The sequence below is a fragment of the Geodermatophilus sp. URMC 65 genome (genome assembly GCF_053502545.1).
In genome coordinates this window covers 4550846-4573411 of sequence record NZ_CP199954.1, presented here as the reverse complement: position 1 = coordinate 4573411, position 22566 = coordinate 4550846, and the positions used below count along the sequence as shown (strand labels likewise).

The 22566-nt window shown below is 72.1% G+C and carries 21 protein-coding genes; 11 read left to right on the top strand and 10 right to left on the bottom strand.

Features of this window, described 5'->3' with window-relative positions:
* Positions 1 to 232: 232 nt before the first annotated feature.
* Positions 233 to 709: a DNA-3-methyladenine glycosylase family protein gene (locus ACWIX7_RS22185; protein WP_448618563.1), complete on the bottom strand. Its 477-nt coding sequence runs from the start codon at positions 707 to 709 to the stop codon at positions 233 to 235.
* Positions 710 to 893: 184 nt separating this feature from the next.
* Here ACWIX7_RS22185 and ACWIX7_RS22180 point away from each other — a divergent pair, with 184 nt between their 5' ends.
* Together ACWIX7_RS22180 and ACWIX7_RS22175 are read left to right on the top strand one after the other, a co-directional pair.
* Positions 894 to 1289: a YidH family protein gene (locus ACWIX7_RS22180; RefSeq protein ID WP_448618562.1), complete on the top strand. Its 396-nt coding sequence runs from the start codon at positions 894 to 896 to the stop codon at positions 1287 to 1289.
* Positions 1286 to 1573 carry a DUF202 domain-containing protein gene (locus ACWIX7_RS22175; protein ID WP_448618561.1) on the top strand — a complete coding sequence of 96 codons (288 nt, stop codon included), beginning with the start codon at positions 1286 to 1288 and terminating at the stop codon, positions 1571 to 1573. The genes ACWIX7_RS22180 and ACWIX7_RS22175 overlap by 4 nt, the downstream gene beginning before the upstream one ends.
* Positions 1574 to 2029: 456 nt before the next feature.
* Here ACWIX7_RS22175 and ACWIX7_RS22170 read toward each other — a convergent pair whose 3' ends face one another.
* The 3 genes from ACWIX7_RS22170 to ACWIX7_RS22160 form a co-directional block, all read right to left on the bottom strand.
* Positions 2030 to 2425 carry a DUF302 domain-containing protein gene (locus ACWIX7_RS22170; protein WP_448618560.1) on the bottom strand — a complete coding sequence of 132 codons (396 nt, stop codon included), beginning with the start codon at positions 2423 to 2425 and terminating at the stop codon, positions 2030 to 2032.
* Between the two features lie 274 nt (positions 2426 to 2699).
* Positions 2700 to 3548, bottom strand: coding sequence for an alpha/beta fold hydrolase (locus tag ACWIX7_RS22165; RefSeq protein WP_448618559.1), 849 nt, complete (start codon positions 3546 to 3548; stop codon positions 2700 to 2702).
* A 382-nt stretch (positions 3549 to 3930) separates the two neighbouring features.
* Positions 3931 to 4752 carry an alpha/beta fold hydrolase gene (locus ACWIX7_RS22160; RefSeq protein ID WP_448618558.1) on the bottom strand — a complete coding sequence of 274 codons (822 nt, stop codon included), beginning with the start codon at positions 4750 to 4752 and terminating at the stop codon, positions 3931 to 3933.
* 970 nt (positions 4753 to 5722) lie between these two features.
* Here ACWIX7_RS22160 and ACWIX7_RS22155 point away from each other — a divergent pair.
* Together ACWIX7_RS22155 and ACWIX7_RS22150 are read left to right on the top strand one after the other, a co-directional pair.
* Positions 5723 to 6448 (top strand): alpha/beta fold hydrolase, encoded by a 726-nt coding sequence (locus tag ACWIX7_RS22155; RefSeq protein ID WP_448618557.1) that lies wholly within the window; start codon positions 5723 to 5725, stop codon positions 6446 to 6448.
* Between the two features lie 77 nt (positions 6449 to 6525).
* Positions 6526 to 7452, top strand: a complete 927-nt coding sequence (locus ACWIX7_RS22150) for a DUF5996 family protein (protein ID WP_448618556.1) — start codon at positions 6526 to 6528, stop codon at positions 7450 to 7452.
* 182 nt (positions 7453 to 7634) lie between these two features.
* Here ACWIX7_RS22150 and ACWIX7_RS22145 read toward each other — a convergent pair whose 3' ends face one another.
* Complete coding sequence (locus tag ACWIX7_RS22145; RefSeq protein WP_448622181.1) at positions 7635 to 8162, bottom strand: antitoxin; 528 nt, start codon at positions 8160 to 8162, stop codon at positions 7635 to 7637.
* A 253-nt stretch (positions 8163 to 8415) separates the two neighbouring features.
* Positions 8416 to 9672: an IS110 family transposase gene (locus ACWIX7_RS22140; protein ID WP_448617358.1), complete on the bottom strand. Its 1257-nt coding sequence runs from the start codon at positions 9670 to 9672 to the stop codon at positions 8416 to 8418.
* Between the two features lie 794 nt (positions 9673 to 10466).
* Here ACWIX7_RS22140 and ACWIX7_RS22135 point away from each other — a divergent pair.
* From ACWIX7_RS22135 to ACWIX7_RS22125, 3 genes are all read left to right on the top strand, one after another.
* Complete coding sequence (locus tag ACWIX7_RS22135) at positions 10467 to 10850, top strand: DUF6578 domain-containing protein (protein ID WP_448618555.1); 384 nt, start codon at positions 10467 to 10469, stop codon at positions 10848 to 10850.
* A gap of 347 nt (positions 10851 to 11197) precedes the next feature.
* On the top strand, positions 11198 to 11923 hold the full coding sequence (locus ACWIX7_RS22130; RefSeq protein ID WP_448618554.1) for a type 1 glutamine amidotransferase domain-containing protein: 726 nt from the start codon (positions 11198 to 11200) through the stop codon (positions 11921 to 11923).
* A 102-nt stretch (positions 11924 to 12025) separates the two neighbouring features.
* Positions 12026 to 12274: a DUF2252 family protein gene (locus tag ACWIX7_RS22125; RefSeq protein WP_448622180.1), complete on the top strand. Its 249-nt coding sequence runs from the start codon at positions 12026 to 12028 to the stop codon at positions 12272 to 12274.
* 246 nt (positions 12275 to 12520) lie between these two features.
* Here ACWIX7_RS22125 and ACWIX7_RS22120 read toward each other — a convergent pair whose 3' ends face one another.
* Positions 12521 to 13843, bottom strand: a complete 1323-nt coding sequence (locus ACWIX7_RS22120; RefSeq protein ID WP_448618553.1) for an ATP-dependent 6-phosphofructokinase — start codon at positions 13841 to 13843, stop codon at positions 12521 to 12523.
* 353 nt (positions 13844 to 14196) lie between these two features.
* On the opposite strand from ACWIX7_RS22120, the gene ACWIX7_RS22115 reads away from it, so the two are divergent.
* From ACWIX7_RS22115 to ACWIX7_RS22105, 3 genes are all read left to right on the top strand, one after another.
* Entirely contained in the window at positions 14197 to 14343 is a 147-nt protein-coding gene (locus ACWIX7_RS22115) for an MmyB family transcriptional regulator (RefSeq protein WP_448618552.1), read from the top strand.
* Between the two features lie 474 nt (positions 14344 to 14817).
* Positions 14818 to 15972: an EAL domain-containing protein gene (locus ACWIX7_RS22110; protein WP_448618551.1), complete on the top strand. Its 1155-nt coding sequence runs from the start codon at positions 14818 to 14820 to the stop codon at positions 15970 to 15972.
* 73 nt (positions 15973 to 16045) lie between these two features.
* Complete coding sequence (locus ACWIX7_RS22105) at positions 16046 to 16219, top strand: DUF1059 domain-containing protein (protein ID WP_448618550.1); 174 nt, start codon at positions 16046 to 16048, stop codon at positions 16217 to 16219.
* Positions 16220 to 16542: 323 nt separating this feature from the next.
* Here ACWIX7_RS22105 and ACWIX7_RS22100 read toward each other — a convergent pair whose 3' ends face one another.
* The 3 genes from ACWIX7_RS22100 to ACWIX7_RS22090 form a co-directional block, all read right to left on the bottom strand.
* Entirely contained in the window at positions 16543 to 17229 is a 687-nt protein-coding gene (locus ACWIX7_RS22100; protein WP_448618549.1) for a TetR/AcrR family transcriptional regulator, read from the bottom strand.
* A 1-nt stretch (position 17230) separates the two neighbouring features.
* Positions 17231 to 19750, bottom strand: coding sequence for a PEP/pyruvate-binding domain-containing protein (locus ACWIX7_RS22095; protein WP_448618548.1), 2520 nt, complete (start codon positions 19748 to 19750; stop codon positions 17231 to 17233).
* A 616-nt stretch (positions 19751 to 20366) separates the two neighbouring features.
* Positions 20367 to 20762 carry a DoxX family protein gene (locus ACWIX7_RS22090; RefSeq protein WP_448618547.1) on the bottom strand — a complete coding sequence of 132 codons (396 nt, stop codon included), beginning with the start codon at positions 20760 to 20762 and terminating at the stop codon, positions 20367 to 20369.
* 861 nt (positions 20763 to 21623) lie between these two features.
* On the opposite strand from ACWIX7_RS22090, the gene ACWIX7_RS22085 reads away from it, so the two are divergent.
* Positions 21624 to 22544, top strand: coding sequence for a sigma-70 family RNA polymerase sigma factor (locus ACWIX7_RS22085; protein WP_448618546.1), 921 nt, complete (start codon positions 21624 to 21626; stop codon positions 22542 to 22544).
* Positions 22545 to 22566 lie beyond the last annotated feature (22 nt).

The window sequence follows — 22566 nt, the reverse complement described above, 5'->3', positions numbered from 1 at the left end:
GCAACCGTGACCTGAGGATCGCCGCGGACCGGCCCGCGGGCATCGGCCGGTCGACTGCGATCGACCCGGGTCAACCGGACCCGATGCGACGACGCGCCCCCAGGACCGGTCATCGACAAGCACCGGCGCAGGCCCGCGCGCAGCCGGACCCCGCCGAGCCGACCGGAGTTCCCTCGCCGGGAGGGCTCGGGAAGGGACAGCACCCGGAGCGGCAGATCGACGCCCAGCGGCCTCACGCCGACGCCGGGAAGGGGCGCAGCAGAATCCACAGCAACGCCACGGCGTACGTGCACCACGGGGACCACCGCTCGCCGATCTCCCGCACCTCGTCGATCATGGGCAGCCCCGGCAGCGTCGATGCCCGCTCGACGGGCTGGCGGATCCCGAGGTCGCTGGCGGGCAGCGCGTCGGGACGGCGCATCTGGTGGATCAGGAACATCGGGGCCGTCCACAGCCCGATGCCGTTGGTCGCGGTCAGCGCCGCCACTACCTGCTCGTCGCTCAGTCCGTCGAGGTCGTCGGTGTCCAGCGTGCCGGCCAGATGCCGCTGCGCGAGACCGTCGATGGCGGTTGCCTTGGCGTGCGACAGTCCCAGCTCACGAAGCCGGTCCGGCCCGAGGCCGGCCACGGTCCGAGGCTGGGGTCGCCCGCCGACCGCGTCCTCCAGCCGGGGAGAAGAGGACGAGCGCCAGGGGCATGTCCTGATCACCTGCTGAGCTGCTCGACCTCCGCCCGGCTCGACGGCGCTGAGTCCGTGACGTGCCGCGAGGACGCCGCTCGCCCGCCGACCCGGTCAGTTCCGCGTCGGGTCATGTGGCGGATGCGGGGAGGTCGACGTCGTGGCGACTCTGGTGCGATGCGCCGGCCTCCGCGGGCGCAGGGGGAAGGCCGACGTGGCGAGGGAACGAGACGATGCGGCCGACCCGACCCTGGCCGCGAGGCCCCCGACCGCGCCCGGCGAGGGCGAGGTCGACTACCGCTGGTCACTCGCCAACGAGCGCACCTTCCTGGCCTGGATCCGCACGTCGCTGTCCCTCATCGCCGCCGCGGTGGCCGTCGTCCAGCTGATCCCACCCTTTCCTCGCACCGACCTCCGTTGGGCCCTCGGCGCCTTCCTCGCGATCCTCGCGGCCGGGACGGCGTCGCTGGCCTACACCCGCTGGGCGGCGACCGAGAAGGCGATGCGCGAGCGGGAGGCCCGACCTGCGGGGCGCAGCCTGCTGCTGCTCACAGCAGCCCTCATCGTCCTGGCCGTGGTCGTCCTCGTGCTCGTGCTGGTGACGCGGTGAGCACCGACCGGGACACGGCTCACGCCCGCACCCGTCTGGGCTGGCAACGGACGGCGCTGGGGCAGCTGGTCCTCGGCCTCCTGCTGCTCCGGCAGGGCTGGTCACGGGAGTCGTGGCCCCTCTGGATCGCCGGAGTGCTGGCGATCACCTGCGCCGTGGCCTGCGCGCGATCGGCCGGACGACCGCGGCGGCTCACCACACACGGCCCCGGCAGACCCCTGCTGCTCACCGCTGGTGTGCTCGTCGTCTGCGGGCTGACCTCCGCGAGCGTCCTCACCGACTGACCCGGGCACTCCAACCGACTCCTGGAGCGCCGCACAACGGATGCATCACCGCGGGGCGGGCTGTGCCGCCGCTGCTGGTTGGCGCCCGCGGTCGCGGACGTGGAGGTCCCAGGCACGCTCCTCCGACCGGCGGGCCTCGGTCGGCCCGGTGGGCTGCTGGTGGACCGGACCGTCGTCGAGTCGACCTCCCCACCGGCGGGGACGGGATGCCGTCGGCGTGCGAACCGTCACGAGCCGGTCGTCCCGGTCGTCGGCGTTGACCAGGACCGCCAGAGAGCGACTTCGCCTCCCGCGGGCACGGCGCTCCGGTGTCGAGGAAGGCGTCGATGACCCGGAACGACCCGGCGAAGGCACTCACTCCCGCGGTGGGGAGCGTCGGTCTCGGTTGCTGCGTCCTTCCCGGCGTGGCAGTCGGCGAACAGGACGGCGACGGTACCGCGCCGGTGAGGGCCCGTCTCAGCGCGGTCGCCCGGCCTCGGCGACGAGCTGCTCGAGCAGGCCGCGCAGCTTGCCCAACGTCGCCTGCTCGGAGCCCACCTCGTAGCGGTCGGCGAGCACGGCCGGGTCCTGGTAGGCCAGCCGTGTCCTGCCGTCCTGGGACCACACCAGCATCCGCAACGGCAGGTCCACCCCGGATCGGGGATCGGCCTGCATGAGCGCCGTCCCGACCGCTGGGTTGCCGAACACGAGCAGGACCTCGTCGGCCAGGTCCAGGCCGGCGGCGCGCGCGCCAGCCGCGTGGTCGATAATGGCGAAGACCTCGACCCCGCGGACGCGCAGGCCCCCGATCAGCCGATCGACGACGGATGCGACGTCCCCGGGGACCTCGGACACCCGCAGCTGGTCGGACACCTGTCCTCCTTCCGGTGGCGCCGTGGCCGGCGCCCCTGCCGACCCTGTCCCCGATGGCCAGGGTGCGGTATCCGTCATAGGACCACCGTCTGAGGAGTCAACCTGCGACCGACCGAGAGCCGCAGCGGTCTCCGAGCTTCACTCCTCGACGCCTACACATGGCGCTGCCGTCAGCCGCCCAGCCGGTTCCTGTTCTGGTCTCTCGGGTGAGCGACTCCCCGACCGAGAATCTGAGCCGGCGGGGCCCGCCCCCCAGACAGCGGCTCGTGGCGGATCAGCCGACGGCGTGGAGCGCGGTGAGGATCACGTCGGTCACCGCCTGCGGCTGGGAGAGCATGACGACGAGCGAGCCGTCGAGCTCGGTGATCTGAGCGCCCGCACGCTCGGCGTTGGCCCGCACCACGTCCGCGCCGGCCGCCTTGTCCCCGGTGCCGACGACCGCCCAGGACGGCAGCGTCTCCCAGGCGGGTTCGCCGTTCGGCTCGGCGAAGGCCGCGGCGGTGACCGGCCGCTGCGTGGCGGCCATGACGGCAGTCCGCTCCGGTGGCAGGTCCGCGGCGAACGCCGCTCGGAAGGCGGCCGGGTCGATGAAGAGCTCGGTCGCCGTCTCGTTGCCCTGCCCCGTCGGGTACTGCTTCTCCACGAGTGCTGGGCCGAGAAGGCTGTCCTTGGACCTGCTGGCGATGTCGTTGAGGCTCTCGCCCTTCTCCGGCGCGTAGCCGGAGACGTAGACCAGGCCGACGACGTTCGGGGTCGTGGTCGCGGCGTTGCTGATGATCGCTCCGCCGTAGGAGTGGCCGACCAGCAGGACCGGTCCGTCGATCTGGTTCACGACGCTGGCGACGTAGGCCGCATCGGAGGCGACGCCGCGCAGCGGAATGGCCGGGGCGACGACCGTGTGGCCCTCGCGCTGCAGCAGTTCGACGACCCCGTTCCAGCTCGAGGCGTCGGCGAAGGCGCCGTGCACCAGCACCACCGTGGGTGCCTGGCCGGGTGACCCGCCCGGGTGTGCGGCTGCGCTGACCGAGGCGGCTCCGGTCAGGACCAGCGCCGCCGCCAGGACCGCGAGCGGGCGGCCTCGTCGAGCGACGGGTTGAGGCAGGCGGAATGGTTCGAGTGACATCGCTGCTCCTCGCGGGTGTGCACGAGCCGACACCGCAGGCACAGTGCCAGTGCAGCCTCCGGCCCGGTTCGGCACTGGCATGTGCGTGCGGATCAGGAGGCGTTCGACGGCCAGCCGATGCAGGGATCGAGTGGACGATGGACTCGCTCAGCCTCCGCAGCGGCGCCACGGCCACACATCGGCCAAACGGCTACTCCGCCCCCACCGGCGCGCACCAGCCTGCGGACTCCGATCTGTCAGCGACAACCGACGATGGCTCTGGACGACGGACGAGGAGCCCGTTGAGCCGGGCAAAGGCGCGCCGAACCGTGCCGAAGTGGTCGATCGCCACTGCCACCCCCATGTCGCAGATCGGGCCGTCACGCCGCGCCGACTGCGCCGGTCAGCCCGTCAAGAAGGCGAGCAGGTCGGCGTTGAACTCCTGCTCGTGGGCGCCGGTGAGACCGTGCGGGGCGCCGGGGTAGACCTTCAGGGTCGCGTTCTCCACGAGCTTGATCGACTTCTCGGCGGCGGCGACGATGGGCACGATCTGGTCGTCGTCGCCGTGCGCGATCAGCGTGGGGACGTCGATGGCCTTGAGGTCCTCGGTCGTGTCGGTCTCGGAGAAGGCCTTGATGCAGTCGTAAGCACTCTTGATGCCCACCGTCATCGACTGCAGCCAGAACTCGTCCCGCTTGCCCTGCGACACCGTTGACCCGGGACGGTTGCTGCCGTAGAAGGCCGCCGACAGGTCCTTGTAGTACTGCGACCGATCCCTGGCGACACCCTCGCGGATCGCGTCGAACGCCGAGATCGGCAACCCCTCGGGGTTGGCGTCGGTGCGCAGCATCAGTGGCGGGATGGCACTCAGCAGTACGGCCTTCGCCACCCGGGACGTGCCGTGCCGCCCCATGTACCGGGTGATCTCTCCTCCGCCGGTGGAGTGCCCGACCAGGACGACGTCGTGCAGGTCCAACTGCTCGATGAGCCCGGCCAGGTCATCGGCGTAGGTGGCCAGGTCGTTGCCCTCCCACGGCTGCGACGAGCGACCACCACCCCGCCGGTCGTGGGCGATGGCCCGGTACCCGGCGTCGGCGACGAGCTTGAGCTGCGGATCCCACGCATCGGAGGTCAGCGGCCAGCCGTGGCTGAAGACGACGGGCTGCCCGCTCCCCCAGTCCTTGTAGAAGATGTCCACCCCGTCCTTGGTGGTGTAGACGCCCATGCCAGCTCCCGGTGCGTGTGGTGTCCCCCATGGCCGCCGGGCGGGCCGCCCGGTGCTCCAGACCTTCGCCAGGACCCCTCATCGCTCGCATCGGCCGACTGACTCTTCTCCGAAGAGCTGCCCCTCAGCCTCCGATCGCGGGTCCGGTCGCGAGCGACGGGCGAGGTGGCCGGGATCCGGCACACGTCCGTCGGGCACGTCACGAGCTGCGCGGACACCCTGGAGTGCCCAGAGCTGTCACGACCCTGGTCGTGCGGATGGTCCGCTCCCGTCCGCCGAGGGGCGGTCACCTCGCGCCCGTCCTCGATGGCCTCGTCGGGGGCGACGGGCCTCCCCCGTCGACGACGCCGGATCCGGCCGCCGGCCCGGGCCCGAGGGCGTCGAGCCCTGGCTCGAGATCACCCCAGACGTCGTGGCCCGCGTCCGGCTCCGACGACGCGACCCGATCCCGCTGCGATGTGAGGGGGCGACAGCCGCAGCCTGAGGCGACCCGACCGCGCGGACGATGACCGGGGCTCACAGCCCCCGGGCGATGGGCACGGGGTGCTGGCGCTCCGACCTCCGGTCGGTCCCGGCGGCGATGAACCCACCTACTCCCCCGGATGCGTGTGCCAGCCGGACTCCACGCCGACCGGGATCTCGGTCAAGACCTGCACGATCTCCCGTCCGGGGACGGAGACGAGGCTGCGCTGGACCTCGGTACGCTTCAGCTTCCCGGCGAATGCGTCCGGTGCCTGCCGTGGGGCGGGAGCGGGATCGGAGACCACGGTTGCACCTCCGGGATGATGGTCGCGTCCTCCTCCGAGTCTGACCGGCTCATCGGGCGCCGCGTCGGCCATCTGACCGCCCTCGGTGACGGGCGAGGTCGGGAGCGATGCGCAGTCATCTGGCCGATGCACGCGATCGGCGGAGCCGGGAGGTTCACAGGCGGCTCGGCCGGACCGGGCCCCGGCCTCACGACGGGAGACCCGTGAACGCGAAGCAGACCATCGTCCTGGTCCACGGCGCTTACGCCGAGTCCTCGAGCTGGAACAGCGTCATACGCCCCCTGGCTGCCGAGGGGCACCGGGTCATCGCCTGGGCCAACCCCCTGCGCAGCGTCGCCGGCGACGCTGCGGCGCTCGCCGACCTGGTACGCAGCATCGAGGGACCCGTGCTCCTGGTGGGGCACTCCTACGGCGGCTCGGTCATGACCAACATGGCCGCGGATGCCGGGGACGTCGTCGGGCTCGTGTTCGTGGCCGGGTTCGCGCTGGAGTCCGGAGAGAGCTCCGCGGACGCGTCCTCCCTGGTCCCCGGCGGCACTCTGGGCGAGACGCTGGTGCGCGTGCCACTGGCCGACGGCGGCACCGACACCTACATCGCACCCGACCGCTACCACCAGCAGTTCTGCGCCGACCTGCCCCGGGAGGAGGCGATGCTGATGTCGGTCACCCAGCGTCCGATCACCGAGGCCGCGTTGGGTGAACCGTCAGGCGACCGGCCGCTGTGGCGTGCCCTTCCCAGCTGGTTCCTGTTCGGGGAGCTCGACCACAACATCCCCGCCGGGGCGCACCGCCGCATGGCCGAGCGGGCCGGAGCCCGGCGCATCCTGGAGATCCCTGGCGCCTCGCACGTGGTCGGGATGTCCCACCACGGCGAGGCGACCCGGTTGGTGCTGGAGGCCGCCGAGGCGACGGCGTCGGTCTCCGCATGACGCGGCGGACACCGCGACACCCCGGCATGGACTCCGACACTGCTCTGGAGCCCGCGGTCCGGCGACACGGTCCGCGCATGGCCGCGTCCGAGCCCTGGCCGGCCCTGCCCTACGAGGAGTGGCGGGCGACCCTCGACACCCTGCACGCGCACACACAGGTCCTCGGCAAGCTCTCCGCCGCGCTCGCGCCGCCGGAACCGCAGCTGCAGCACGCCGCCCTGCGCCTGACCGCCAGGGGCTGGGAGACACAGCCCCTGCCCGCACCCGACGGATCCGGGACCCTGGTCGTCGTCCTGGACCTCCACGCGCACGAGGCGGGCGTGGAGCACAGCGACGGACGCCGGCACCGAATCGGCCTCGGGCCTTCCCGCTCGGTGGGCGAGGTGACGCGCGAGGTCCTCGCCGCGGTTCGCGATGTGGCGGGACCGGTGATGATCGATTCCCGTCCGCAGGAGACGCCGTGGTCGACTCCTCTGGACGAGGACGAGGAGCACGCCACGTACGACCCGGACCATGTCGGCTCGTATTTCGCGGCGGCGGTTCGCGCCTCCCTGGCCCTCGCCGAGGTCCGTGCTCCCTACCGGGGCCGCTCCACGCCGGTCAACGCCTGGTGGGGGTCGTTCGACCTGGCCGTGAACCTCTTCTCGGGACAGCCCGCGGACCCGCCGTCCGACGACTTCATCATGCGGAACGCGATGGACGCGCAGGAGGTCGCCGTCGGGTGGTGGCCCGGGGACGAACGCTACCCACGGGCCGCCTTCTACGGCTACGCGCACCCGGCGCCCAGGGGCTACCAGGACGCCCGGCTCGAGCCGCCTCAGGCTCGTTGGGAACCAGCCCTCCGAGAGTTCATCCTCGACTGGGAGGACGTCCGCGGTGACGAGGATCCGCACCGGGCGGCGGTCTCCTTCGCCCGGTCGGTCATCCGCCACTCCTGCTCCGCGTGCGACTGGGAGCCGGCGCTCGCCGCGAGCGTCGACGGCGTCCCGCCCCCCGTCACCTGACGCCACTGGAGGGAGCAATGGCCCGCGTGAGCATCATGGGCACCGGCACCATGAGCTCGGCCATCGGCGCCGTCGTCAGCAGAGGGGGCAACACCGTCGAGCTGTTCGGCCAGGGCGACGCGGCCAGGCCGATCAGCGGCGAGGTGGTGCTCGCCGTCCCCTACGGTGCATGCTCCCGGCGATCATCCTGTCCCGGTCGGTCGTGGCGGTCGTGCACGGCGCTCCCCGGACCTCCCGCTGCTGGTGATCACCTCCGGGGCCGGCCCCCACGGGTGGGTCGCTCGAATTGGTTGGTGGCGAAAGGGCGGGACGGACGCATCGCCCGTCCCGAGGAGGGCAGGGTGCAGCACGCAGCCTGCCCTCCTCGGTTCCTCAGCTGCCGGGCTGCCCGGCGTCCTGCTGGCCGATGCGCTGGTCGGCGAGGTCGCCGGCCTTTCGGTCTGCCGGTCGTACTTGCCGCCGGTCTTCTCGTCGGCGAACTGCCCGGCCCTGTCCAGCGCCTGATCGCTGCGCTGCTCGCCCCCCGACGAGGCCAGCGGCGACCCCTCTGCTTCACCGCGGCATGCCAGTGACCTGCCTTCACGACCGGGTCGGCGTGCTCCGGCGTGCCACGGCGAAGCTCCGCCACCCTCAACGGTGGGGACGCGGGTGAGGCGCGTCCGCCGCCGTTCCCACCCCTGGAGCAAGTTGCCGCCGCAGGGTCGCGCCACTCCCTGCGCTCCGCGTCGACCTGCAGACAGGACCTCGAACTCGAGCACGTGCACAACGGGTCATGCACCACGCCGGCCGGTACTCGCGCCCCGCCGACCAATTCGGCCACGCCAACACCTCCATGACCACCGACGTCCACTTCGGCCGCAAGGTCGCCGCCATCGGCGCCGCCACAGTCCTCGAAGCCCTCAACACGTAGCTTTCCCCGGTGTCCCTGTGGGCGGCTGATCCGAAAATCTCCCGGGATGTGGATCAGGCTGCGGGGTTGAGGGTGACCGAGTAGCCGAGGGCCTGCAGTTCGCGGATGTGATGACGGGCCTTGCGCTCGGGGTTGTTGCGCGCGGCGTAGTAGTCCGGACCAAGGTCGGTGAACTGGGCCTGCTCGTCGGAGAGCAGCGCCCAGATGATGACCAGGATCGAGCGGCCGATCGCGACGATGGCCCGCTTCTTGCCGCGACGTCGGGCGATCCGCCGATAGCGCTCGCCGAGGAAGGTGTCGGTGCGGGCGGCGCTGACGGCGGCCTCGCCGAGCACCCGGGCCAGGTAGCGGTTGCCCTTGCCGCTGCCTGCTTTGCCCGTGGGGCGGCCGGCGGATTCGTTGACTCCTGGCGCGAATCGAGCCCACGAGGCCAGGTGCGCCGGGGTCGGGAAGCGGGTCATGTCCGTACCGATCTCGGCCAGGATCATCTGCGCGGCGACCGGCCCCACGCCGGGAATCGCATCCAGCTTGGCGACCGCGGATGCCAACTCGCCGACCTGGGCCTCGATGCGGGCCTGCACCGTGGCGATGTCGGCGGTGACCGCATCGACCCGGTGCAGCATCTGGGCCAGCAGGAAGGCGTGGTGGTCGGTGAACCGCCCGGTCAGCGCCTCGGTCAGGCGAGCGGTCTTGGACCGCAGGCTGCCGCGGGCCAGGTTCGCCAGCACCACCGGATCCCGCTCGCCGGCGATGAGCGCGGCCATGATCGCCCGCCCGGAGGCCCCGAACGGATCGCTCACCACGGCCGTCAGCTTGATCAGCGCGTCCTCGAGCAGCTTGTCCACCCGCTGCTTCTCCGCGGTGCGCACGGCCAGCAGATCGACCCGGTAGCGGGTCAGATCGCGCAGGGCCCGGATCTGCGGCGGCGGCACGAAGCTCGGCCGCAGCATCTGCCGCTCGGCGACCTTGCACAGCCAGACCGCATCCAGCCGGTCGGTCTTCGGCCGGCCCGGCAGGTGCTTGACGTCGTGCGCGTTGACCAGCCAGGTCTCGAAGCGGTCCTCCAGCAGGTAGAACGGCGCCCGCCAGTAGTCGCTGGTCGCCTCCATCACCACTCGGCTCACCCCGAGCTCGGCCAGCCAGTCGCCCAGCCCCAGCAGTGCGGCGGTCATCGTGGAGACGGTGCGGACCTCCTGCATCCGCTGCCGGCCCGGGCCGGGCACCCGGGCGCAGCACACCACCTCGGCCTTGGCCACGTCGAGAGCGGCGACCCGCTCGATGATCTCGGGCTCGTCGGTGTCGACCCGCATCGCCCTCGCCCCCTTGACCCTGATCCGGAGGCGGCCACCCGTGGGAGCTGCAGGGAAGGGCGAATCTGATCCTCGTGCTCGAAGCACACGCAACGGCCCACAGCGCAGCTCCCGGCGCCCGACTTCAGACCGGCCTCGAACGACCAAGCCACCACGACGTCGACGGGCGGCCGCGCACCATTTTCAGCCCGGAACGGCACTCCCCGACAGGGGACACCCAGGACTTCAGACAGACCAGACTGTCTGGAGATCAGCGGCTGGGTGACGCCGAACCGCCCCCGCGCACCGACCAGTGCGGACGACGGGCTGTGGGTGCCGCAGGAGATCAGAAGGGATTCATTCCCGCGTGCTGGCGGCGACGGTGCACGCCCGATGCGGTGGTTCACGTGGCGGGCGGCGCCGGGTGACGAAGCGGTGACGCCCCAGTCACTCGGATGGCTGTAGGGATGCAGCATGAGCGGTCGAAGGACCGACTTCTTCATCAGCCACGCCGGGCGTGAACCGCCCCGGCGAGTCCGGAGACTTCCCCGACTTTCCGGAGGCGGTTCACTTAGCCGTCATCGACGTCCGCACTGTGGCCTCCGCCGTGACCCGCGGGCTTCACCCGCGCCACAGCTCCTCGGTCGGACGCACGTTGGCGGGACGACGCTCGCACCGACCACCGCGTGCGCCTTTCATGGTGTCCCTGAGGGCGACCTACGGGACACCCTGCCGGCGGGCCTAACGATGATGGTTGTCATCGTCAGCCGACCAGGTGACCCTCTGCCTGTGCGGGCATTCGTGTCGGTGGATGCGTGGCAGCAGCAGTGCTGCGGCGAAAGTTCCGCGTGGGTTCGGAAGTTCACTGGCACGGGCACCGGACAAGGGAGAGAAAGAGCTGGGTCACCTCGCTACTGGAGCTGGAGTGGGCGGACGCAGTCGAATACGAGGAGAACCACCACGGTCCCCCTGACGAGCTCAATCCCGTCGTCGAGCTGCACGGCATGGTCCGATCAATCCGCGTTGTGACATGCGACCGCAAGGCGAAACCCAACTCCACGAGCTTCAGCGGTGTGCCCGTACCTGGAAGCGGGCGGCTCCAGATGGTCGAGGTCGCCGACCCCGGGAAGCCGGAGCCGCCCGCCCAAGCTCACAAAATGTACGCAGGATGGATCGTGGAGCTAGTGCTGCGCGGCTGACTCAGAAGAGCCGGCCTCGGCCGCAGGGAGTCCGGCTGTCCCTAGATGGGCCGCTTGGAGACAGGTGGGCGGCTTCCGAGAGAGACGCATCCGAGTGCGGACCAATGGTGAGTGATTCCACGCGCACCGAGGAGTCAGCCGGGCGGTGAGCTCGGCCAGGATCATGCGGGCGTTGGGCAGGTCAACCCTCGGTTCGCCCGGCAACGTGTCGGGCGGTCGCTTGTGGGTAGCCGCTCACGGCCGAGCAACCAGCCAGATGTGAACGGCTCCGGGCGCCCTGGCTGACGCTTCCGCCGCCAGGGACCCATGGCACCTCTGCGGCGCCATCGTCGCGACAGGAGGACCAGATGCCTACCCGACGCCCGCTCAAGGGCCGCACGATCGCGGCCCTGGCCGCCGACGGCTTCGAGAAGGTCGAACTGGTCATCCCGCTGCGAGCCCTCAAGCGGGCCGGCGCGAAGGTCGACGTGGTGTCCCTTCGACACGGACGCATCCGCGGAGTGAACCTGCACCTGCCCGCCAGCCGGGTCGGCGTGGACAAGACGATCAGCGAGGCCGATTCTGGCGACTACGACGGTCTGCTTCTCCCCGGTGGGTTCCTCAATCCCGACCTGCTCCGGCAGTCCGCCCCGGCACGCCAGTTCGTGCGCGCGTTCGCCGCCAGCGGCAAGCCCATCGCGACCCTGTGCCATGGGCCGTGGGTACTCGCATCGGCGGGACTTCTCGAGGGACGGACCCTCACCTCCTGGCCGGGCATCCGAGACGATCTGGTCAACGCCGGTGCCACCTGGCTCGATCAGGAGATCGTCCGGGACGGGAACCTCATCACCAGCAGAGGGCCCCAGGACATGGCGGCCTTCGTCCCCGCAATGCTCGCTGTCTTCGCCAGTACCGCGCCGGAGCCGTCTACGACAGCGCCGGGGCTTGAGTCCGATCCGCAGCGCGACGCACCTCCCGGCATGGCCGTCGCCGCGCTGCGATGGTCGCCCAAGCCATCAGTCACCGCCGTGGTGGGCATCGGCTTGATCGCTGCCGCCCGGCGAGCTCTGCGTGGCCCGGCTGCGCAGAGCTGAAGGCTCGGGCCGCTGATCGTCACGGCTGACATCGTCGCCGGCGGTGACGGTTGCGTGCTCGGTGTCGGAGGCGGCATCGCCGGTTCATGTTGGTGAAGCCCCCTGACTCTCACACTGCCAGGCCGTCATGATCGCATTCGCGGCGGTTCGCCGCCATTCCGTAAGCGGCTTGAGCTGCACCGATGGACGGCGGAGGCCGTGTGGGTATCCGGCTACCTGGGCAGGTCCGACAAGGTCGACCGCGCCCTGTGCGCGTTCGCCCGCGCATACGCCGACCAGACCGAGCAAGACCACCAGCGGCTCGTCGACGCAGTGGCGCGAGGCGCCGTCCCCTGCGAGCCGGGCGTGTGAGGCGGCCCGACAGATCGCCGGATGCAGGCTCTGCTTCCTCTGCTGCTATGGCCTGAGCTGCACCGTCGGCTGATGCGACGCTGAGGTCGAGAAGACGACTGAGCACGTGGCCCGAGAGCCTGCCACAGACCTCAGTCCTGAGCTGCTCGTTCGCCGGGTCCCCCTCCGTGCCCCGCGCAGGTGAACAGCGGGGGGAGCCGAGGGCGGTCGAACGAGGCCGGGGATGTGCGGTTTCAGGGTCCCAGCTCATTCGAAGCGCACGGGCTGCCCGGTGGCCTCGAGCACCGACAGCCACAGGTCGCCCAGCGGGTCGACGTGGTTCCGTCGGCTGACCGCCAGTGGCATGGGCATGTGCACGAACCGCCGCCGTCTGCGCGCGACGATGATCTCCGTCCGCCCGGCCATCGCGGCGTGCACGGCGGCGTGGGCCAGGCGCAGGCAATAGGCGCTGTCGAACGGGTTGGCCGGCACGCTGCGGATGGCGTAGCTCGGGTCGAAGTACCGGACGTTGTTCTCCACGCCGTGCGCGTCCAAGTGCTCGATGATCCGCTTACGCAGCAGCCGGCCGATGTCGCCGAAGCGGACGTTGCCGGAGGCGTCCCGGCCCGGCTCCTCCCCCTCGACGTGCTTCTGCCCGGCCCCCTCGGCCACCACCACGACCGCGTGCCCACGCTCCTGCACCCGGTGGCGCAGGTGCTCCAGCAGCCCGCGGTCGCCGTCCAGGGCGAACGGCACCTCGGGGATGAGGACGTAGTCGGCGTCGTCCTTGGCCAGGGTCGCGTAACAGGCGATGAAGCCCGAGTGCCGGCCCATGAGCTTGACCAGGCCGATGCCCCCCGGCGCGGAGCGGGCCTCGACGCTCGCGGCGTGGATCGACTTCGTCGCCTCTGCCATCGCGGTCTGGAAGCCGAAGCTCTGATCGATGTAGGGGATGTCGTTGTCGATGGTCTTCGGGATCCCGACCACCGCCACCTTCAGGCCCCGCTCACCCACCACCCGGACGATCTCCATGGCCCCGCGGATGGTCCCGTCGCCACCGATCACGAAGAGGATGTTGATGTTGAGGCGCTCCAACGCGTCGACGACCTCCTCCGGGTCCTGCTCGCCCCGCGAGGTGCCGAGGATCGTGCCGCCCTCGTCGTCGATGTGCATCACGACCTCCGGGGTGAGGTCGACGACGTCCTCCCCGTAGCGCGGGATGAACCCGCGGTAGCCGTTGCGGAACCCGACGATGCGCCGGACGCCGTAGTGCCGGGAGAGCTCGAGCACCAGCCCGCGGATGACGTCGTTCAGGCCGGGACACAGGCCCCCACACGTCACGATCCCGACCCGCGTCTTGGCCGGGTCGAAGTAGATCCGCTTCCGGGGGCCGCCAGGCTCGAGACTGGGCAGCCGATCGACGGCCACGCCACGCGCACCGGCCATGGACAGCGTGTCGTCGAAGAGGATGCGGTCCTCCTCCACGACCGAGTGCTGGGTCGTCTCGCGCCCGCCCAGCCGGGAGGCGAGCGGCGAGTCGATCCGGCAGGGACCGAGCGTCCGCACGACGAGGTCCTCGTGTCCGACCATGCGCAGGACGCTTCCACACCTGGCGGGCGCTCACCACGCCCCTGGAGCACGGCGACCCAGGCCTCGACGATGCGCGGCGGCGCGACGTCCTGCAGGTTCAGAGATGCTCAGGGAGAGCGGACGACAGCTGCTTGGATGCGCTCGCCCGTGTCGATGGTCCGCCGCCACGGCGACGTCAGCGCACCGCCGGCTCCTGATCCGCCGGCGACTCTTCCGCCAGCTGTTGAGCTGTGTGTTGATCCGTGACGAGAACGTTCACCAGCCGCCCCGGATCGCGGCGTACTTGGCGGGGCCTCCGGCCACCCCCACTCGGCGCGGAGCCCGCGTCCTGCAGGTCGAAAGCTTGCTCGACCGTGTCGGTCGCCAAGCGCATCGACCATCCGGCGGCCGGGCCGCTCGCCTTCGACATCGAGATCGTCGCCGCACCGCACGAGTCCGACCAGCGCCTCGTCGTCTACACCGCCCAGCCGGACTCACCCACCGCCCGGCTGCTGCCCTGATGGCGAGCTGGGGCACGGACACGACTCCGGCGGCCGCGCGGCCACGGCAATGAGCAGACCCGACGAGCGAGTCGCGAACCGCCCTGGGCGCTCGGACATCGGGTCGATGCACTCGACGTCGATGCACTCGCCCCGGCCGCGCCGCCACCGTCGTCCAGCAGCAACGAGGCACCCCGCTTCGCCGCCGCCGTCCGTCGGCGCCATCCCGACGTCGAGCTCCGCTGCAGAACACGAGTGCGCTTCGTGAGGAGCGGGATCCGGTCGGGGCGACGTCCCCGGCGGCTCGCCACAGCCGCCGCTGGGCCGGCTCCGACGCGGCGGACGCCTGGAGACGAATCGGGTGCCCACGACCGAGCTCCCCTCTGCTTACGCCCATCGGCGCCAGCGAAGTCCCTCGGAGGGGGTGAGGATCCACTCCGCTGGGGTGCTGCGCTCAAGCCGCCGGGCCGGGCGACCGACACAGGACTCGTGTCGATGGTCCTCGCAGAGCGCTCGTCCGCCGCGTCTCAACTCTGGGATGCCCGGCTCGCCGCGGTCCTCACCGACCCTTCCCTGCTGCGACTGGTCTTCCAGCCGATCGTCGACCTGCAGCGCGGCGTCATCGCGGGCTACGAGACCCTGGCCCGCTTCGACGAGCCGGACGGACGGCCCAGCCCGGACACCCCCGACCGCTGGTTCGCCGCGGCGGACGCGAGCGGCTGCGGAGCCCGCCTCGAGGCCGTCGTCGTCCGGCAGACCCTCGCCCTGCTGCCGACCCTGCCTCCGGACTGCTTCCTGACCGTCAACGTCAGCCCCCACCTGCTCACCGAGCCGGAGCTGGCCGACCTGCTCCTCGGCGCCGAGGACCTGGCCCCACTGGTGCTGGAACTGACCGAGCACCAGGCCGTCGCCGACCTGCGCCCCCTCATCGACCTGCGCGACCGGCTGCGCTCCAGGGGCGCCCTGCTCGCCCTCGACGACGCCGGCTCGGGCTACTCAGGCCTGCAGCAGATCACCCAGTTCCGCCCCCAGCTCATCAAGCTCGACCGGGCACTCGTCGCGGGCGCCGACGGCGACGAGACCAAGCTCGCCCTCGCCGAGCTGCTCGGGCAGTTCGGCGCCCGCATCGACGCGTGGCTGCTGGCCGAGGGCATCGAGACGTGGGGTGAGCTCGAGGCGTTCCTCCGCCTGAGCGTGCCCCTCGGCCAGGGATACCTGCTCGGCCGACCGGCACCGGCCTGGGCGCGGCTCGACCCCGCCGTCGTCGAGCGGCTACGACACCGGGCGGCCCAGGCGCGGCTGACCGGGCACGTCGCCAGCCTCGTCGAGACCGTTCCCCTCACCACCGGCGACGACGGCAGCGAGATCCCACCCGAGCGCCCCGCCGTGCAGGTCGACGAGTACGGGCACCCGGTGGCCCTGCTGCTCCCCCACCGCCGCCACGACGACCCGCCCGGACACCGCCGCACGGACACCATCCTGCGGGTGCCCGGGTCCGCGGGTGTCCGCGAGGTCGCCCAGCGCGTGGTCGCCCGCTCCGAGGACACCCGGTTCGACCCCATCGTCTGCGTCGACTCCGTGGGCGCCGCCGTCGGCGTCGTCCGTGTCGAGCGGCTGCTGCTCACCCTCGCCGCGACCGGCACCGACTGATCCCCGAGCTCCGCCCGGACCCGAATCCCCCGTCGCCGTCCGGCGACGGTCCCGTCCCGCCCTGGAGGTACCCGTGAAGCAGTTCGCCTGTGGCGACGTCGTCCCCTCGTGCGGGCGCACGTTCACCGCGCCCACCGAGGACGGCATCCTCGCCGCCGTCGCCGACCACGCCCGCGCCGACCACGGCCTCATCGAGGTCCCCGCCGAGCTAGCCGCACAGGTCCGGGCGCACATCCGCGCCGCCTGACCGCGACGGCGACGCCCGGCCCCGACCCGGGGTCTCAACCTCCCGCCGCACCCCGCCACCGGCGCCGTGCTGTCCAGCGAGCTGTCGTTCCTGGGCGACACCGACGAGTTCGACGTCGAGCCGTACACGGTCATGAGCTATGTCGCCCACGGAGTCGGCTGAGGCCTCCCCGGGCCTGTCCCGCGGATCCTCACGGCTGTCATGCAACTACCCCGCCCTGTCGACGACGGCCTGGCCGAGCGCCCGGGTCCCGGTCCCCGCTGCCTCGGAAGGCCAGCCGGTAGGCCTGCGGGGACGTGCCGGCCACCCGGCAGGTGTCGCGGTCATCCGTTACCTCCTGTCGGCTCCTCGTTCGCCAGTGAGCCCGAGACCTGCTGCCGCTCGACGTGGCTCGGCCCGCTCTGTCGCGACCACAGGAGGGGCAGCACCACCTCGTCGACGATCTCGACGATCACCTCGTCGGGCACCGGTCCGTCGTTGGTCAGGAAGTGGAAGCGCATGAGCGCGGGCCCGACCTCGCGCTGGCGTCGGGTCACGGCGTCAGCGTCGAGCTCACCGCGTTGCTGCGCTCGTCGCAGCACCGTCTCGACCATCGCTGCGCTGTTGCCCCGTGTCCGGGCGCGGAACTGCTCGGCGCGCTCGGGGTCGCGCAGCACGTCGCCGAGCACGCCTCGCATGGCCCGTCCCGCCGGGCCGGCGAGCTGCTCCCCCGCGGTCCGTAGCAGGGCCAGCAGGTCCCCGCGCAAGGTGCCGGTGTCGGCGAGCGCTGCCGGATCGGGCAGCGCGTGATGGACGGCGTCCACGACCAGCGCCACCTTGCCCGGCCAGCGGCGGTACACCGACGCCTTGCTGGCGCGAGCTCGCTCGGCGACCTTCTCCATGCTCAGGTTCGCGTAGCCGACCTCGTCGACCTCGGCGATCGTCGCCTCCAGGATGGCCGCGACGAGGGTCTGACCGTGTCTACGCCGCGGCCCCTCCAGGACGTCGCGCACGTCGAGTTCGCTGCGCACGTCAGCGGTTCCGCCGTCGCCCGGGCCGGTCGGCCGCATCGGCTTCGGCGACGAGTCCGGCGTCGCCGTCGACGGTGACCAGCCGGCCGTCCGCGAGGACCGTGGTCGCCGTCCCGGTGCCCATGACGGCCGGGATTCCGTACTCCCGGGCGACGATCGCGGCGTGTGACCCGGCCCCACCGGAGTCGACGACGACGGCGACCGCGCGCCGGAACAGCGGTGTCCACGCGGGGTTGGTGTAGGGGCAGACCAGGACCTCGCCGTCGCGCAGCGTGCCGAACTCCGACGGGCCGCCGACCACGCGCACCGGCCCGGTCGCCCGGCCGCCGCTGGCCGCGACGCCGCGGACCAGCGCGTCGGCACCGGGGTCGGACTGCGGGAACAGCGTGGCCGTGCTGATCATCGGCACGCCTGCCAACTCGTCGCGCCGAGCCGAGCGTGCACGCACCAGCGCCCGCAGCCGCCCCGCCTCGTCGGGCGGGAGCCGGTCCGGGGCGGCGCAGTGCTCCAGCTCCTCCAGCCGCAGGTGGAAGACGTCCTCGGGAGTCGCCAGCACCCCCACCGACGTCAGCCGCCGGCCAGTCTCCAGAGCCACCCGGCGCAGCACCGGCAGCACCGCTGTGGCGTGGAAGTGTGAGTCCTCGCGGAACGCGATGCCGGCGCGGGCTGCCTCGACGACCCGGCGCGCTGCCTCGGCCGTGCCCGTGGCGCGGATGAGGGGATGGCGGGCCAGCCGCTCCTCCGCCGCGGCGGCCTCGCCTGGGGACGGCGGCGCGGGGCCGGCGGCGAGCACCGAGACCAGGGCGAGCACCGTCGCTGGCGCGTCGATCCAGGTCGGGGCGGACATCAGCAGCGGGCTGGTGGTCTCGCGGTGCCCGTACTCGACGAGGAACTGTTGCAGCGCCGCGGAGAACGCGCCGAACGCGGGATCGCCGGTGACCTGCTCGAGCAGGGCGGGCCCGTCGAGCTCGGCGAACGCGGCCCGCAGCACCGGGTCGTGCCGGACCTGGGCGGCCAGCGCCTCCAGCCCGCGGTTGGCGTCCTCGGTGCGGGTCCGCGTGCCCAGGGTCAGCTGACCGGACAGCGCGCGCAGGCCGAGGACGGCCTGCAGGGCGTGCAGGCACAGCAGGTCGTAACCGGCGCGCGGCAGGTAGTCGACCCGCAGGTCGCTGACCAGGTCCGTCGCCGCGAGCGCCCGGCGCGCGGTCGCTGTCAGTGCCGGCCATTCCAGCTCGGCCAGGGCGGTCGTGCTGAGCTCGCGCACCTCGCGGTGGAAGCGGGTGAAGCGCGGGTCGCTCTCCCAGGCCGCGGGCGCGAAGCGGCGGATCCGGCCGGCCAGGCGTGCGGGCGCGGTGAGCATCGCCCGCGTCGGCCGGGGCAGCGGAGGCACGAAGCGGTCCACGACCCCGTCGACCTCCGGCAGCAGCTCGGACATCTCCACGCGCAGCCCGGGGATCTCGGCCAACATCCGCTCCACGAGCCGGCCGATGCCCGGCAGGATCCAGGCGCTGACGTCCAGTGGGTAGGGCCGGTCGGTGAAGTAGTCGAGCAGCTGCTGGCCGAGCCGGCGTCGGACCCGTCCCAGCCGGAGTGGGGACGGCGGCAGCGCGGTCATCGGGCGGGCCTGCACGAGCCAGACTCGTCCGGCGGCGCGGGCCCACTCGATGTCCTGAGGACGCCCGAAGTGCGCGGCGACGGCCCGGCCCAGCCTTGCGAGCTCGACCACCGCCTCGTCGGGCAGCGGGTCGACCTGCTCGTCGGCGGTGTGCGCCACCCCGCCACCGTCCATGCCGCGGATGACGACCTCACGCCGGCCCGCAGAGCGCTGCCGGAAGGCCCCACGGGCATCCAGCACGTAGTGGTCGGGCGTGACCAGCCCGGCGACGACCGCCTCACCCAGTCCGCTGCTGGCGTCGATCACCACCTCGTCGCGCGCGCCGGTCACCGGGTTCGCGGTGAACATCACCCCGGCGTGCTCGGCGGGCACCATCCGCTGCACGACGACGGCGATCTGCACCCCGGCCTGGTCGACACCGCGCCGGTCGCGGTAGGCGATGGCCCGCTCGGTCCACAGCGACCCCCAGCAGCGGTGCACCGCCTCGAGGAGCGCGGCCTCGCCGACGACGTTGAGGTAGGTGTCCTGCTGACCGGCGAACGCGGCGCCCGGCAGATCCTCGGCGGTGGCGCTGGAACGCACCGCCACCGGGCCGCCGCCGAGCAGCGCGTACGCCTCGACGATCTCCGCCTGCAGCCGGTCCGGGATGGTGGCGACCTCGAACGCTGTACGGATGCCTGCGGCGTCACCCGAGCGCAGGCCCGCGTGGATCGTCGCGGCCAGCCCGGCGCTCTCGACGACGTGGGTGTAGGCGGCGGTGGAGATGACCACCGCGTCGGGAACGGGGAAGCCGGCGCGCACCAACTCGCCGAGGTTGGCGCCCTTCCCGCCGGCCAGAGCCAGATCCTCGCGGCTCAGCGCCGCGATCGGTACGACGAGTTGGTGACGGTGCAGCGTGCCGGTCATGACGCGCTCCTGACGGTCGGACTGCGGCGTGCCGATGGGCGGTGTCGCGCGGCGGACGGGTGAGCGGGCGATCGCCGGGCCGAACCTGAAGACCGACAGCGGCGCGGCAGAGCCGGACACCGGCAGTGCCCTCCCGGTCCTACGCGCAGGAGACCGTCTTCCCCAGGCGCCATGAGCGTCTGGTCGAGGGCGTCGGAAGGCAGGCCGGGCGGGAGCTGTGCGACGGGCCGGTCCATGCGGCCTCCCGGACGATCGTCGATCGAAACGGATCGTATCTAGGGAAACTACGTCGGCATGGCTGGACACGCAACGTCCACTGCACCGTTCCGGCCCTGATCGATTACGCCGGCGGCAGGATGGCCTTCGTGGGGCACGGGAGCTGGGCGTTCCTGATGAGTGCTACGCCAACCGGGGGGCCTCGAAGGACGGAAATGACCCCAGCCGCGTCCAACGCTCGAGTTGAGACCGATTGGCGCTGGCCGACGGAACTCGCGAGTACCAACGAGGACGCCGGTGGAGCCAGTGGAAGAGGAATGCATGGTGTGTCCCGGTGGGCGGTCGCGAGGCGCCGCCTGCGTGGCCGGATACCCAGGCGGCGCTGGGTCACGCAGGTGGGTCACCGGCCCCGACGGCTCAGCACAGCGGACAGCGGTCGCGGGTCACGGCGCGCCGCCGGCCGCAGCGCCCAGGACAGGAGCGTGAGCCCAGCGAAGACCAGGGGCGTCACGACGCTGCCGATGGTGTCGCCGACGGCGAAGTGGGAGGTAGCAGCCACCGCGTAGACGAAGAAGATGCCGGCGTAGGCCCATTCCTTGAGGCGGGCGAGACCCGGCGCGAGGATCGCGAGCAGCGCCAGGATCTTCACGACCCCCAGGACGGTGGCGACGTAGTGGGGGTAGCCCAGCCGGTCGAGGACGTCGAGGACGTAGGGCACGCGAGCCAGGTCCCACTGGATTCCGACGGCGGTCTCCAACAGGACCGGGAGGCTGACCACCCAGTACAGGCCCTGCATCAGGATCCGCCTGCGCCTGCCGGGCGATGCGTCGGCGTGAGGCGAAGGCGCGGTGAGGGTTGCGGTCGCCTCGGACACGGGTGCGTGAGAGGGCGCGTCCGGTGCGACGGGGCTGGGGTTCTGTGCACTCATGTGGATCTCCTCAGGTGGCTGCAACTCCGTAGAGGCGCGCTGCGGGCGGGTAGTCGGTGCTCGACCGGTGTCCCGCCGGGGAGGGAATCGGCTCCCATCCCTTCGACCCGCCAAACGGTGGGAATGTGACCGTGCTTGCCGTGGCCGGCGGTCGAGCCGGGGGGAAGGTCCCTTGGACTGACCCACGCATTGGCTCGCGTAGAGGTCATCGTGCAGCGAGGCGGTCCCGTTGAGTGGAGCGGCGGACAGCGCCGGGTGTGCCGGTGGCTGTGCGGTGGCCGGCCGGCGGTTGGACGCTGCCAGGCAGTAGCGTCCCGAGCGGCGATTCGGCTGCGGCGGGCATGCACCGGGACACCCGGTGCGGCTCGCGGCCACTGAGGTGCACCCTCCTGCGCCCGGCGCTGGCCGGTCATCGGCAGGTCCACCGGCACGGTCATGGGCCGGGCCCGCGACGGACACCGTCGCGGACGGCCGTGGTGCCCTTGTCACGGTTCTGGCTGTCCTCTGGCGTCTGCCGGTCACATCCGCCGGGCGTAGGGGGTCTATGTCTTGAGAGCCGTTCTGCGGACTCGCCGGCGGGCGCGAGGCACGACCTTGCGGCCCGGCGGGACGGCCCGGGGCATCGGCTCGGCACGCTCGGGCAGGGGTCCGGGGGAGTCCGTGAGCCGCGCCGGGCCCTGAGCGGCCGGACTCCGCCGCGCGTACGAAGGCGACAAGGGGAGGGGAAGCGTGGGCGGTGTCGATGGACCTGACCTGCTGGCGGCTGCTTTCGAGCAGCAGCGGGCGTACCTGCGCGCGGTGGCCTACCGGATGCTGGGGTCCTTCAGCGACGCGGAGGACGCCGTCCGGGAAGCGTGGATCCGCCTGAACCGGGCTGACACCAGTGAGGTCGCCAACCTAGGCGCCTGGCTGACCACCGTCGTCGCTCGGGTCAGCCTGAACATGCTGCGCGCGCGAGCCACTCGGCGCGAGCAGGCTGCGGGCATCCACCTGCCGGACCCGGATGTGGGGCCGGCCACCGAGGGTGCCGGGAGCCCGGCGCCCGGGGTGGATCCGGAGCAGGAGGCGGTGGTTGTCGACTCGGTCGGCCTGGCGCTGCTGGTTGTGATGGACACCTTGTCTCCTGCTGAGCGGCTGGCGTTCGTCCTCCACGACGTGTTCGCCGTCCCCTTCGAGCAGATCGCAGCGCTGCTCGAGCGCACGCCCGCAGCCACCCGGCAGCTGGCCAGCCGGGCCCGTCGGCGCGTGCAGTCAGCGCCGGTCCACCCCGACGGCGACCTGAGGGACCAACGCGCGGTGGTTGAGGCGTTCTTCGCGGCGGCCCGCGGCGGGGACTTCGACGCGCTGGTGGCGGTGCTGAATCCCGACGCGGTGCTGCGCGCGGACCTGGGCGCGGCCGCCGCCGGGGTGCCCTCGACCGCGGTCGGCGCCGCGGCGGTGGCCGCCCGGGCCAGTACGTTCGCCGCCCCCGACCGGCGGGTGGTGCACGTGACCGTCAACGGCGCCGCCGGTGCCGTGATCTTCGTCGGCACCCGTCCCGTCGCGGTGATGGGCTTCACCGTACGCGGCGGCAGGATCGTGAGCATCGACGTCCTCGGCGACCCCGTGCGCCTGCTGCACCTGGACCTCAGCGCGCTCACGGCCATGTAAGAGGACGTTGCGAGAGTAGGTC

Excerpts from the sequence above, each read along its gene's own strand:
- ACWIX7_RS22160 (WP_448618558.1), bottom strand. The coding sequence starts at position 4,752 with ATGGGCGTCTACACCACCAAGGACGGGGTGGACATCTTCTACAAGGAC.
- ACWIX7_RS22095 (WP_448618548.1), bottom strand. The coding sequence starts at position 19,750 with ATGACCGGCACGCTGCACCGTCACCAACTCGTCGTACCGATCGCGGCG.
- ACWIX7_RS22140 (WP_448617358.1), bottom strand. The coding sequence starts at position 9,672 with ATGCGGGTCGACACCGACGAGCCCGAGATCATCGAGCGGGTCGCCGCT.
- ACWIX7_RS22110 (WP_448618551.1), top strand. The coding sequence starts at position 14,818 with ATGGTCCTCGCAGAGCGCTCGTCCGCCGCGTCTCAACTCTGGGATGCC.
- ACWIX7_RS22165 (WP_448618559.1), bottom strand. The coding sequence starts at position 3,548 with ATGTCACTCGAACCATTCCGCCTGCCTCAACCCGTCGCTCGACGAGGC.
- ACWIX7_RS22150 (WP_448618556.1), top strand. The coding sequence starts at position 6,526 with ATGGCCGCGTCCGAGCCCTGGCCGGCCCTGCCCTACGAGGAGTGGCGG.
- ACWIX7_RS22120 (WP_448618553.1), bottom strand. The coding sequence starts at position 13,843 with ATGGTCGGACACGAGGACCTCGTCGTGCGGACGCTCGGTCCCTGCCGG.
- ACWIX7_RS22130 (WP_448618554.1), top strand. The coding sequence starts at position 11,198 with ATGCCTACCCGACGCCCGCTCAAGGGCCGCACGATCGCGGCCCTGGCC.
- ACWIX7_RS22090 (WP_448618547.1), bottom strand. The coding sequence starts at position 20,762 with ATGCAGGGCCTGTACTGGGTGGTCAGCCTCCCGGTCCTGTTGGAGACC.